Genomic DNA, 11,650 nt, shown 5'->3' on the forward strand with positions numbered 1-11,650 from the left:
CCACTGGAGTTCGTACATCCCCGATGAGTGCCGTACTGGACAACCGCCGCAGCCTGCTACCGGGACGATTCGAGTTCCTGATGGGGCTGTACGCCGAGAATTACCATCGCCTGACGCGACTGTTCCAGCCACAGCAGCTGGCGCCGGGGCGTTACGTGTCGAACGTGGACGACGGTCTCGACGTCCATCTGTCCGTGCAGGAGCGTCATCCGTACACCCTGGAACTGGAACTTACCTACGATTTCGTCGACATCGATACCGGCAGGCGTGCGCCGTCGGCACAGTTGCGCATGTATACCGACGCGCATGTGGCCGAGGCGCTGCATTGCCATCCCGGGCGGCACCTGTGGCAGGTGCTGGGTCCGTTTCCGCCGGCGCATTCGGTGTTTCAGCACCGCTTGCGGATGAACGGATTCCTGTCGCGCTGGCTGGAATACCTCGTCGAGCAAGGCCATTCCGTCGGCACCCTGGAGCCGCAGCCGGAGTCGAGCGAGGGCAGTCGGAAATAGGGCTTCATAAACGTGTGCCGCTTCCTGGTTCCTGCACACACGGAGCAGTGCGCAAAATCACCACGCAGCAAAAAGCCCGCGCAAGGCGGGCTTCTTGTTTGAATAGTGGCGGAGTGGACGGGACTCGAACCCGCGACCTCCGGCGTGACAGGCCAGCATTCTAACCAACTGAACTACCACTCCGCATTGTGTTGCTTCTTCCAGCTGTGCGAGCCAACTTGGCGTCCCCACGGGGATTCGAACCCCGGTGTCCACCGTGAAAGGGTGGTGTCCTAGGCCTCTAGACGATGGGGACAATTCAAGTTGGTGGAGCCAGGCGGGATCGAACCGCCGACCTCCTGCATGCCATGCAGGCGCTCTCCCAGCTGAGCTATGGCCCCGCCGCTGGAAGCCGAGAAGAATAGGTGCGCTCCGGAATTCCGTCAAGCTTTTTTTCACACTTTCGATCACGAAGTGCCGGCGTGTCGACGATGCACTCGTGCGCGCAGGCGAGTGCCGCCTTTCCTTCGTTTAAGCTGGAGCGATCCCTCGGGTTCCAGAGAGTTGATGAATGCACGAAATCGGCTTCATTCGTGATCTTGCCATCGTGATGATCGTGGCGGGCGCCACCACGATCGTGTTCCAGCGGATGCGGCAACCGGTGCTGCTGGGCTACATCCTGGCTGGCGTGCTGATCGGGCCGCATACGCCGGGCGTGCTGGTGGGCGATGCCCGCGCCATCGACGACATTTCCAATCTCGGCGTGGTCCTGCTGATGTTCACCCTGGGCCTGGAATTCAGCGTGCGCAAGTTGCGCGAGGTCGGCATCGGCGTGCTGGCCGTGGCGGTCGCGGAAGTGGGGCTGATGTTGTGGATCGGCTATGGCATCGGCGGTCTGTTCGGCTGGTCCGGCACGGACGCGCTGTTTCTCGGCGCGATCATTTCGTTGTCCTCGACGATGGTGGCCACGCGCACGCTGGCCGAGTCGGGGCAGCGCCAGCAGAAGTTCGCGCAACTGGTGACGGGCCTGCTGGTGGCCGAGGACATGCTGACCATCGTGATGCTGACCCTGCTCACGGCGGTGGCGATCGGTGGCTCGGTGCAGGCCGACACGGCGCTGGCCCTGGTGGGTCACCTGGGCCTGTTCGTGATCGTGGGGATGATCCTGGGTCTGCTGCTGCTGCCTCGCCTGGTGGATTACGTGGCGAGCTTCGATCGCGACGAGACCTTGCTGGTCAGCGTGCTGGGCATCTGCTTCGGCGCCAGCCTGTTCGCGGTGTGGATGGGTTTCAGTGTCGCGCTGGGTGCCTTCCTGGCCGGCGCGGTGGTGGCCGAGTCGCGCAGCGTGGGGCGGGTGCTGCATCTGGTGGAGCCGTTGCGCGACATGTTCGCGGCGCTGTTCTTCGTGGCGATCGGCCTGAAGATCGATCCCTCGATGCTGCTGCAGTACGCCTTGCCGGCCCTGCTCATCGCGGCCGTGGTGATCGTCGGCAAGACCCTGGCCTGCAGCCTGGGCATCTTCATCGTGGGCCATGATCCGCGCACGGCGCTGCGCTCGGGCCTGGGCATGGCGCAGATCGGCGAATTCTCGTTCGTCATCGCCACGCTAGGTCTGTCGCTGGGCGTGGTCAGCGATTTCATCTATCCGATCGCGGTGGCCGTGTCGGTGCTGTGCATGGCCGCGTCGCCGTACCTGAACCGGTCCGCCGAGAGCCTGGCCAATGGTTTGCGCCGGGTGACGCCGCGCTCGCTGATCCTGCTGGCCAGCAGCTACAACGGCTGGCTGGAGAACCTCAAGCCGGTCAACGAGAATGCGGCCATCGCGGCCATCTTCCGGCGCCTGCTCTGGCACATCGGCATCAACGTATTGCTGGTGGTGGCGCTGTTCATCGTCGGCGCCTACGTCAATGCGCACAACTGGAGCTGGTTCTCGATGCTCGGCATCGATCGGGAACTGCGCCACACCCTGATATGGGCCTGTGCACTGTTCCTGTCGCTGCCCATGCTGATCGCCGTGTATCGCAAGGCGGAGGCGCTGGGCATGGTGCTGGCGGAACTCGGCATCCGCGAGCGGTTTGCGGGTTCGTACACGCAGGCGATTCGCAACGTGCTGGCGCGGGTCATTCCGCTGGTCACGCTGCTGGCGCTGGCGCTGCTGGTCAGCGGGCTCAGTTCGGCGATCCTGCCGCCGCGCGGGATCGCCTTGTCGCTGGTGGTGCTGGTAGTGGTGGTGGCGGTGGTGCTGTGGCGAGGTCTGGTGAGAATGCATGCGCGGCTGCAGGCCGCCCTGAAGGAAACCCTCGAAAAGCCCGGCCCGTGAGGGCGCGGCAGCTTCCCGCCGGGCCTGGCGAGGGTCCCCGAGCGGGGTGCCGGAATGAACCTTTATCGCGAATGACGGTCTGATCGCCCGATCGTTGCCAAGATCTGACAAGCACCGCACAATGCGAGGCCTGCCTCCATCGGGGGGGCCCGGCCGGCAGTGTCGGCACATCCATACATGAGGGAGTTACGAATGAAGCACTTTCTGCGTCCCACGCTGACGGCGGCCGCGATGGCCGTTGCGCTGGGCATGACGGCCTCCGTTGCCGCCCAGACGACTGGCGCTGCCGGCACCGTCGACAAGGCCAAGGCCAGCTACGTTGTGGGTTGGGAAATTGCTTCCCAGGTTCCGCCGATCATGCGCGACGAACTGGATCCGACCGCCGTGGCCAACGCGGTGAAGGCGGCGCTGTCCGGCCAGAAGCCGACCATGAGCGATACCGAAGCCAAGCAGGTGCACGACGCCTTCATGGCCAAGATCCAGGCCAAGTACCAGGCCGAGATGACCAAGCTGGCGGCCAAGAACAAGGCCGAAGGCGACGCCTTCCTGGCCAAGAACAAGAGCGCGCCGGGCGTGAAGACGACCGCGTCGGGCCTGCAGTACCAGGTGATCAGCCAGGGCACGGGCGCTCGCCCGGGTCCGAACGACACGGTCGAGATCAACTACACCGGTACCTTCATCAACGGCCAGGTGTTCGATGCCTCGGCCAAGCACAACCCGCCGGGCGCAGCCAAGATTCCGCTGGCTGGCGTGATCCCGGGCTTCCGCGAGGGCCTGCAGCTGATGCAGACCGGTGGTCATTACAAGCTGTTCATCCCGTCCTCGCTGGCTTACGGCGCCGAGCCGCAGCCGCCGATGCCGCCGAACGCCACGCTGATCTTCGACGTGACCCTGGTCAAGACGGGTCCGACGCCGGCAGGCGCCGCTCCGGGCGGCAAGTAAGCATCACGAAGCAGTTGCCGGAGGCGACTCCGGCGCAAGTTTCACGAAGGGGCGCGAAGCGATTCGCGCCCCTTCGCGTTTGCGGGAATCGCGGTGACCGGATCGAAGCGGTCGCGGCGGCGGTTAGAATGGACGTCCAACTTTTGCGGGAATCGTCACCACGATGATGAATGTCACTATCTTCGGTACCGGCTATGTCGGCCTGGTCACCGGTGCCTGCCTGGCGGAAATGGGCAACAAGGTGGTTTGCGTGGATATCGATGCGGGCAAGGTCGAGCGCCTGAAGCACGGCGAGATCCCGATCTTCGAACCCGGACTCGAGGCGATCGTGCGCCGCAACCATGCCGGCGGCCGGCTCGATTTCACCACCGACGCGGCGCCGGCGATCGCGCATGCCGAATTGATCTTCATCGCCGTGGGCACGCCGCCGGACGAGGATGGCAGCGCCGACCTGCAATACGTGCAGGCCGTGGCCCGCACCATTGGCCGCCACCTGGATCACTACGCCGTGGTGGTGAACAAGTCGACCGTGCCGGTCGGCACCGCCGATCGGGTGCGCGAGGCGGTGGCTGGTGAATTGAAGGCGCGCAACGCGACGGTGGAATTCGACGTGGTCTCCAACCCGGAGTTCCTCAAGGAAGGCGCCGCGGTGGAAGACTGCCTGCGCCCGGACCGCATCGTGGTGGGCACGTCCAGTGCACGGGCGGTGGCGGTGTTGCGCAAGCTGTACGCGCCGTTCAATCGCAACCACGATCGCATGGTGGTGATGGACGAGCGTTCGGCCGAGCTGACCAAGTACGCCGCCAACGCGATGCTGGCCACCAAGATCAGTTTCATGAACGAGATCGCGAACATCGCCGAGCGGGTGGGCGCCGACGTGGAACTGGTGCGCCAGGGCATCGGCTCGGACCCGCGCATCGGTTACAGCTTCATCTACCCGGGCGCCGGCTACGGCGGTTCGTGTTTTCCCAAGGACGTGCAGGCGCTGGAGCGCACCGCCCATGCCTACGGCTATGACGCCCGGTTGCTGGGCGCGGTCGAGGCGGTCAACCGGCAGCAGAAGGGCAAGCTGTTCGAGCTGATCTCGCGCCACTTCGATGGCCAGTTGGTCGGTCGCACAATCGCGCTGTGGGGCCTGGCGTTCAAACCCAACACCGACGACATGCGCGAGGCGCCCAGCCGGCGGCTGATGGAGCTGCTGTGGGAAGCGGGTGCCAGCGTACGTGCGTTCGATCCGGAAGCGCGCGCGGAAACGCAGCGCCTGTATGGCGATCGCGCGGACCTGGTGTTGTGCGGCGACGCCATGGAAGCCGTGCAGGGTGCCGACGTGCTGGCCGTAGTCACCGAGTGGAAGGCATTCCGCAGCCCGGACTTCGCCGCCGTCCGCGGGGCGCTGGCCGAACCGGCGATCTTCGACGGCCGCAATCTGTACGATCCGGCGGTGGTGGAGGAGGCTGGGCTGGCCTATTACGGCATCGGGCGCGGGCGCAGCCTGCAGTCATCGCCATGAACGACCAGCGTGCGATGTTCGAGCAGCGGCTGGACGAGATGGAGGTCAAGCTGACCTTCATCGACGAAGCCGTCCAGGCATTGACCACGGCGGACGCCGACCAGTCGCAGCGGATCGCTGCGCTGGAGCGCGCGTTGCGCGATCTGCGCGGCGAAATGGCATCGATGCGGGTCGCCCAGGGCAGCGACGCGCACGACGAACCACCGCCGCCGCATTACTGACCGAAAACTTGTATCCAACGATCACGGAATAACCGCATGGCCGATTCCCTGCGCGATCAGCTGCTCAAGAGCGGCATCGTCAAACAGGTTCAACCCGAACGTCCCCGTGAGCCGAAGCGGGCGTCGTCGCCCGGCAAGCCGGCGCGCCACGGCGGCAAGCCCGGTGGCAAGCCTGGCGCCAAGCCGCAGCCGCCTGCGGCCGGCCGCAGCCAGCAGGACATCGACCTGGCCAGGGCTTATGCGTTGCGCGCGCAAACCGAGACGCGGGAGCGCAAGCAGATCGAGCAGGAGGCGGCCGAACAGGCCCGGCTGCGCCGCGAGCGCAAGCAGAAGATCCAGCAGTTGCTGGATGGCAAGGCGCTGAACAAGGCCGATGCCGACCAGCCGCGCAATTTCGAGTACGGCGGCAAGATCCGCCGGGTGCATGTGGATGCCCCGCAGCTTGCCGCGCTGAATGCCGGCGAGCTGGGCGTGGTCCAGCACGGTGGTCGTTATCTGCTGGTGGCGCGCGAGATTGCCGAGCAGGTCCGCGCCATCGACGCGCACCAGCTGGCCTTGCTGGTCGACCCGGCGGCGTCCGGCATCGGTGACGATGGCGTACCGGACGACCTGATGTGGTGATGGCGGCATGAGCTCATGACAGAGAGCCCGGCACGCCGGGCTCTCTGCTGAACGTGACGCGGCATGTCAGGTTCAGTGGCTGGGGGAAGCCGACAGCTCGAAGCCGCCTTGCGCCAGCGTCGGATCGTCCCAGCCTTTCTTCGGCTTGAAGCGGTCGCCATGGCGTTGCGCCAGCTCCTCTAGCCTTGCCTTGAGCTTGTCGGCGCCTTCGCTGCGCGTGTACTGGATCGGGCCGCCCCGGAACGGTGCGAAACCGGTGCCGAAGATCACGCCGGCATCCAGCAGGTCGGCATCATCCACCACGCCATCGGCAAGGCAGGCGATCGCCTCGTTGACCATCGGCAGGATCATCCGGTCGGCCAGGTCGGGTGGGGTCACGTAATCCTGGGGTACTTCGGGTTTCTGCGGCTTGCCGTCCTGCCAGACATACAGGCCTTGGCCATCCTTCTTGCCGCGCTTGCCGGCCTCCAGCTTGTCGTCCAGCCCCGGCGGCAACTCCAGCCCGAGGAACGGCGCCAGTTCGCGGCCGACCGATGCGCATACGTCCAGGCCGACGGTGTCGGCCAGTTCGATCGGCCCCATCGGCATGCCGAACTTCTTCGCCACGCGGTCCAGCACCGGGCCGGGCACGCCTTCGCTGTACAGGCGCAGCGCTTCCAGCAGGTAGGGCATCAGGATGCGGTTGACCAGGAACCCCGGCGTGCCCTTGACCGCCACCGGCAACTTGCCGATGGCCTTGCAGAATGCCAGCGCGCGTTTCTCGATCAGCGGATCGAGCCGGTCATGCCGCACCACTTCCACCAGCGGCATCTGCGCCACCGGATTGAAGAAGTGCAGGCCCAGGAAGCGCTGCGGCGCGGCCAGGTTCTTGCGCAGTTCGTCCAGCGGGATGCTGGAGGTGTTGCTGGCGAGAATCTCGTCCGCCTGGAACTGGGGCTCGATGGTGGCGTACAACGCCTCCTTGGCCTCGGCGTTCTCGTAGATCGCCTCGATGGCCAGGTCGGCCGCCGCCACGCCGCTGCCGTCGACATCGGCGCGCAGGCGCTGCATCGCCGCCTCGACCTTGTCGGCGGACTTCAGCTTCTTCTCGTACAGGGTGCGGGCACGATCCAGCGCCGGCTGGATGAACTTCATCTCGCGATCCTGCAGGGTCACCTCGAAGCCCTTGAACGCAGCCCAGGCGGCAATGTCACCGCCCATCACGCCGGCACCGACCACGTGCACGTGCCTGATCTGCGCGTCGGCGCCGGCGCCCTGGCCCTTCAGGCGTTCCTGCAGGAAGAAGATCCGGATCAGGTTCTGCGCCGTCGGCGTGGTCGCCAGCTTCGCCACCGAGCGTGCCTCGAGTTTCAGCCGCTGGCTGATGCCGGAACCGCCACGCTTCCACACCTCGATCATCGCGAACGGCGCGGGGTAGTGCTCCTTGCGCACCTTGGCCGCAGTCTGCTTCAGCACGATCGGCGCCAGGATCTGCCGGGCCAGCCAGGTATTGGTGGCCCAGGCCCTGGCGCGGCGGGCGAACGGCCGCGTCGCGGGGCGGCGCAGCAGCAGGCGTGCTTCGCTCAGCAACTCGTCCGGGCGTGCCAGCCGGTCGACCACGCCCAGGCCCAGGGCGCGCTTTGCCGACAGGGCCTTGCCGGTCAGCATCACCGGCAGCGCCTCGGTGGCGCCGATCAGGCGCGGCAGGCGCGCGGTGCCGCCCCAGCCCGGGTGGATGCCCAGCATCACTTCGGGCAGGGCGATCCGCGTTTTCTCGTCGTCGACGGCGATGCGCTGGCGGCAGGCCAGGATCAGCTCGGTGCCGCCGCCCATGCAGGCGCCGTGCACCGCAGCCACGGTGGGACAGGGCAGGCGGGCCAATGCCTCGTAGACGCGCTGGCCGTGCTCGATGTTCTCCAGCACCGTGTCGTGTTTCGCGTACTCGACGAATTCCTTGATGTCGGCGCCCACGGCAAACCCCGACGCCTTGGCCGAGTGGATCACCACACCGGCCGGCTTCTCGATGGCCAGGCGCTCGACGATCTGCTCCAGTTCGTCCAGCACCGCGCGGGAAATCGCGTTGACGCTGCTGTTGGCGCGATCCAGGGTCAGCGTGACGATGCCATCCTCGCTTTCGCTGGTCTTCCAGTGGTTGAAGCGCAGTCCTTCGAACATGGGTCGATACGGTGTGGTGGAGGAGGCCTGAACCATACCGTCCCGACGCCATGATTGCGAGATGTGACACATCTGCTTGACCGTGCGCCGGTGCCGGTGTGAAATCGGCCATCATCCGTTGGCACCGAGGTTGCTACGGGCTACGGCAGTGCAGGTCACGGGACGACCGGCGAATGGGCAGGGACAGGGATGATCCGACGCACTCCGGTCAACGTGGCAACCAGCGGGCTCGTTCCCATCATTCATCCAGGCAGTCGCGGGTTGGCTGACTCCATGGCTTCACCGCCGCCGCACGGGGACGCAATGAATTCGACAATCGCCTCCGTTCCCGTGCAAGCCGGCAACGAGATCTTCGAACGCATCCTGGCCGCACCCAGCGGCCTGGTGGTGCTGGACAGCCAGGACGTGCACGCCCTGATCGATCAGTTTCGCGCGATCGCGCGGCATACCGGCCAGGCCGTCTACCTGTGGCAGCCCGATACCGGACTGGGCAGCCTGCGCGACGCCCACGTGCGCGTGCCGGATTGCCAGCGGCTGGGCAATGCGCTGCGCTACATGCAGCAGAGCATGCACTTCGGCGTGTACTTCCTGCTCGGACTCGAGCTGCCGCTGTCGGCGATGGACGGCACCCTGCTGCGCCAGCTGGCGCGCGCCCCCAAGGGACATCTGCGCCGAGTGGTCCTGATCGACGCGCCCGCCGCGCTGACCGAGCACCTGGGCGACCTGGCGACGCACATCGGCAGCCAGGACAGCCAGCCCCGGCGCCTGCGCCTGCGTGACGGCCGCTGGCTGGTCTGAGGCGAGGACACGATGAACTCCGGCATCCTGGTGGTCGCAGCGCAGCGCGAACTGCGGCGCAACCTGTTCGACGCACTCGACCAGGCGGGTTACCCGCAGATCTACAGTGCGCGCGATGTCCCGCACGCGGCGATCCTGCTCGAGGGGCGGCCGCCGTTGCCGCCCCTGCAGTTGCTGGTGATCGTGCTTGCCGGCGACGCGCAGCAGGCACGCCACGCCTGCGAACAACTGCGACACCTGCCCGGTGCGGCCGAAACGCCGTTGATCGTGGTGCTGGCGGACGAGGCGACCTTCGGGCCGGCGGACCTTCCGCCCGGCATCGCCGACTGGCTTTCCGCCTGGAACATCTCCGACGAACTCATTCCCCGCTGGCGGCGTTCGCTGGCGCCGGAAGGCATGCGTGCGCGTGTGCTGCCGCCTGTGCCCGAAGCGATGGTCGAGCCTGATGGCTACCGTTTCACCTTCGAGGAAGGCGAAGGCGAATGGCTGATCGTCGACGCGCAGAGCGGCCGCCTGCTTGAAGTCAGTCCCACCGTGGGCAGGCACAGCCGCATCCACGTCGACCAGTGGCAGGGCCTGCCGCTGGCCCAGGTGTTGCGCTTCGAAGGCATCGCGATCAGCCAGGTGCTGACCGAGGCCAACCGCAACTGGTACCCGTGCCAGCGCAAGTCGGCGCAAGGCGCGGACACCGGCCAGGCCAGCGTGCGGCGCATCCGGCATGCCGGGCGTGACGCGCTGGCGCTGATGTTCCGCAGCGATCGCGCCGACCTCCGGGCCGAGGCGGCGTTGTCATTGCTGTCGCGCATTTTTGCCTCGACCAGCGGCGTCGACGCCCAGAGCGCTGCCGGACGCCTGCTGTTCGACGAGCTGGGGCTGGACTACCTGGCTGTCTGGTCGGCCCGGCACGAAGGGGCGGAAGCGCCCAACCAGATGCTGCAGTTGTGGAGTGGCGAGGATGTGGCCTGGCCGCCGGCGCAATTGCAGAGTTCGCTGCAACTGGTGCTGGCCGGCAAGTCGATCCTGTACCGCACCGATGCCAAGCGCCTGGCGCCGATCGACCCGCTGCTGCAACAGCTCGAACTGGCCGGCTTCGCCGGACTTCCGCTGTACGACGAAAGGCATACCGTGCTGGGCGCGATGCTCGCGGGCACGCGCCGCGGCTTCGGCGAGATGAGCATCATCGAACCGGTGTTGCGCTGCGCGGTCGCGCGCTTCGCCCAGATGCTGGAGCTGGGCCGCACCCGCGAGCAGGGCCGCGCCGAAGGCCTCGTCGACGCCCTGACCGGCCTGCCCAACCGCCTGTTGTTCAACGATCGACTGGAAACGATCATCCGCGAGGCCACCCGCAACGGCGAGTGCTTCGCCGTGCTGTTCGTCGACCTCGATCGCTTCAAGGCGATCAACGACACCTACGGCCACGCGGCCGGCGACCAGGTATTGCGCACGGTCACCCAGCGCCTGTGCGGCAGCATCCGCGCCTCCGATACGGTGGCACGCTACGCCGGCGACGAGTTCACCATCGTGCTGCGGCACATCGTCAAGAACGACGACGTGATGCGGGTGGCCGAGAAAATCGTGCAGGTGATGGAGACGCCGCTGTACCTGGAGGACGGCACCGAGCTGCAGGTGACCGCGTCGATGGGGTTGAGCTTCTTCCCGGACGACGCCGGCGACGCGGCGACCCTGCTCAAGCACGCGGACGAGGCGATGTACGCGGCCAAGCACCAGGGCCGCAACACCTTCCAGATCTACGAGATCAGCCCGGAATATGCCCAGCAGCATGGCATGGCGCTGAAGACCCGCCTGCGCCACGCCGAGGGCAATGGCGAACTGCGCGTGGTCTACCAGCCGCAGGTCAATACCGAGACCGAGGACATCGTGGGGATGGAGGCGCTGGTGCGCTGGGAACATCCCGAACTGGGCATGATCAGCCCGGCGGTGTTCATCCCGCTGGCCGAGGAAACCGGCCTGATCGTCTCGATCGGCGAATGGGTGATGCGCACGGCCTGCCGCCAGGCGAAAGAGTGGGAGCAGCGTTACGGCCTGCGCCTGCGCCTGGGAGTGAACCTGTCGGCGGTGCAGTTGATGGAGCCGCACCTGCTGGACACGGTCGCGGCCGTGCTGCGCGATACCGGGCTGGATCCGACCCTGCTGGAAATGGAAGTCACCGAAAGCATCAGCATCAAGGAAGCGCCCAACCTGGTCGAGAACCTCAACGCGCTGCACCGGCTGGGCTGCCATATCGCGATCGACGATTTCGGCACCGGCGCCGCGTCGCTGGATTACCTGCGCCGGCTGCCCGCCGACCGCATCAAGATCGACCAGAGCTTCGTGCGCAACATCGGGGTGGACCCGGATGACGAGGCGATCGTGCGGGCCACCATCGAGATGGCGCATCGGCTGAACCGGGCGGTGGTGGCCGAGGGCGTGGAGATCGAGCAGCACCTGCAGTTCCTGCGCACGAACGGCTGCGACGAGCTGCAGGGTTACCTGTTCTGCCGCCCGCTGCCGCCGATCAGCTTCGACAAGCTGCTGGCCGAGCGGCAGCGCCTGCTGGAAGGGCGCGCGGCCGAGCTGGCTTGAGTGGACTGCCAGC

Annotated in this window: 9 protein-coding genes and 3 tRNA genes; 8 read left to right on the plus strand and 4 right to left on the minus strand. The window is 66.6% G+C overall.

The window, feature by feature from the left end:
- Window positions 1–23 precede the first annotated feature (23 nt).
- A complete protein-coding gene (locus ASD82_RS16620) occupies window positions 24–509 on the plus strand; it encodes a DUF1249 domain-containing protein (protein ID WP_056718901.1) in 486 nt (161 codons plus the stop codon).
- Between the two features lie 106 nt (window positions 510–615).
- Here ASD82_RS16620 and ASD82_RS16625 read toward each other — a convergent pair.
- The 3 genes from ASD82_RS16625 to ASD82_RS16635 all read right to left on the minus strand — a co-directional run bounded on the left by ASD82_RS16625 (window position 616) and on the right by ASD82_RS16635 (window position 889).
- Window positions 616–692, minus strand: a tRNA-Asp gene (locus ASD82_RS16625).
- Between the two features lie 36 nt (window positions 693–728).
- Window positions 729–804, minus strand: a tRNA-Glu gene (locus ASD82_RS16630).
- A 9-nt stretch (window positions 805–813) separates the two neighbouring features.
- Window positions 814–889: transfer RNA gene (locus ASD82_RS16635), tRNA-Ala, on the minus strand.
- Between the two features lie 170 nt (window positions 890–1,059).
- On the opposite strand from ASD82_RS16635, the gene ASD82_RS16640 reads away from it, so the two are divergent.
- The 5 genes from ASD82_RS16640 (at window position 1,060) to ASD82_RS16660 (ending at window position 6,102) form a co-directional block, all read left to right on the plus strand.
- Complete coding sequence (locus ASD82_RS16640) at window positions 1,060–2,808, plus strand: cation:proton antiporter (protein ID WP_056718903.1); 1,749 nt, start codon at window positions 1,060–1,062, stop codon at window positions 2,806–2,808.
- Between the two features lie 192 nt (window positions 2,809–3,000).
- Entirely contained in the window at window positions 3,001–3,750 is a 750-nt protein-coding gene (locus tag ASD82_RS16645) for an FKBP-type peptidyl-prolyl cis-trans isomerase (protein ID WP_056718905.1), read from the plus strand.
- A gap of 166 nt (window positions 3,751–3,916) precedes the next feature.
- On the plus strand, window positions 3,917–5,260 hold the full coding sequence (locus ASD82_RS16650; protein WP_056719173.1) for a UDP-glucose/GDP-mannose dehydrogenase family protein: 1,344 nt from the start codon (window positions 3,917–3,919) through the stop codon (window positions 5,258–5,260).
- The gene (locus ASD82_RS16655; RefSeq protein ID WP_007805312.1) at window positions 5,257–5,481 is read left to right on the plus strand and encodes a SlyX family protein; all 225 of its coding nucleotides are present in this window, start codon (window positions 5,257–5,259) and stop codon (window positions 5,479–5,481) included. Before ASD82_RS16650 ends, ASD82_RS16655 begins: the two co-directional genes overlap by 4 nt.
- 36 nt (window positions 5,482–5,517) lie before the next feature.
- On the plus strand, window positions 5,518–6,102 hold the full coding sequence (locus tag ASD82_RS16660) for a DUF2058 family protein (RefSeq protein ID WP_056718907.1): 585 nt from the start codon (window positions 5,518–5,520) through the stop codon (window positions 6,100–6,102).
- 72 nt (window positions 6,103–6,174) lie between these two features.
- Here ASD82_RS16660 and ASD82_RS16665 read toward each other — a convergent pair whose 3' ends face one another.
- Window positions 6,175–8,256, minus strand: coding sequence for a 3-hydroxyacyl-CoA dehydrogenase NAD-binding domain-containing protein (locus ASD82_RS16665; RefSeq protein WP_056718909.1), 2,082 nt, complete (start codon window positions 8,254–8,256; stop codon window positions 6,175–6,177).
- A gap of 303 nt (window positions 8,257–8,559) precedes the next feature.
- Between ASD82_RS16665 and ASD82_RS16670 the strand changes: the two genes are divergently transcribed.
- Entirely contained in the window at window positions 8,560–9,054 is a 495-nt protein-coding gene (locus ASD82_RS16670) for a hypothetical protein (RefSeq protein ID WP_056718912.1), read from the plus strand.
- A 12-nt stretch (window positions 9,055–9,066) separates the two neighbouring features.
- Complete coding sequence (locus tag ASD82_RS16675) at window positions 9,067–11,637, plus strand: bifunctional diguanylate cyclase/phosphodiesterase (RefSeq protein WP_056718915.1); 2,571 nt, start codon at window positions 9,067–9,069, stop codon at window positions 11,635–11,637.
- Window positions 11,638–11,650: the final 13 nt, after the last annotated feature.

This window comes from Rhodanobacter sp. Root179 (assembly GCF_001428465.1).
Classification (GTDB): Bacteria; Pseudomonadota; Gammaproteobacteria; order Xanthomonadales; family Rhodanobacteraceae; genus Rhodanobacter.

What these genes read in the sequence shown, in the direction of transcription:
- ASD82_RS16620 (WP_056718901.1), top strand. Translation starts at nt 24, where the DNA reads ATGAGTGCCGTACTGGACAACCGCCGCAGCCTGCTACCGGGACGATTC.
- ASD82_RS16640 (WP_056718903.1), top strand. Translation starts at nt 1,060, where the DNA reads ATGCACGAAATCGGCTTCATTCGTGATCTTGCCATCGTGATGATCGTG.
- ASD82_RS16645 (WP_056718905.1), top strand. Translation starts at nt 3,001, where the DNA reads ATGAAGCACTTTCTGCGTCCCACGCTGACGGCGGCCGCGATGGCCGTT.
- ASD82_RS16650 (WP_056719173.1), top strand. Translation starts at nt 3,917, where the DNA reads ATGAATGTCACTATCTTCGGTACCGGCTATGTCGGCCTGGTCACCGGT.
- ASD82_RS16655 (WP_007805312.1), top strand. Translation starts at nt 5,257, where the DNA reads ATGAACGACCAGCGTGCGATGTTCGAGCAGCGGCTGGACGAGATGGAG.
- ASD82_RS16660 (WP_056718907.1), top strand. Translation starts at nt 5,518, where the DNA reads ATGGCCGATTCCCTGCGCGATCAGCTGCTCAAGAGCGGCATCGTCAAA.
- ASD82_RS16665 (WP_056718909.1), bottom strand. Translation starts at nt 8,256, where the DNA reads ATGTTCGAAGGACTGCGCTTCAACCACTGGAAGACCAGCGAAAGCGAG.
- ASD82_RS16670 (WP_056718912.1), top strand. Translation starts at nt 8,560, where the DNA reads ATGAATTCGACAATCGCCTCCGTTCCCGTGCAAGCCGGCAACGAGATC.
- ASD82_RS16675 (WP_056718915.1), top strand. Translation starts at nt 9,067, where the DNA reads ATGAACTCCGGCATCCTGGTGGTCGCAGCGCAGCGCGAACTGCGGCGC.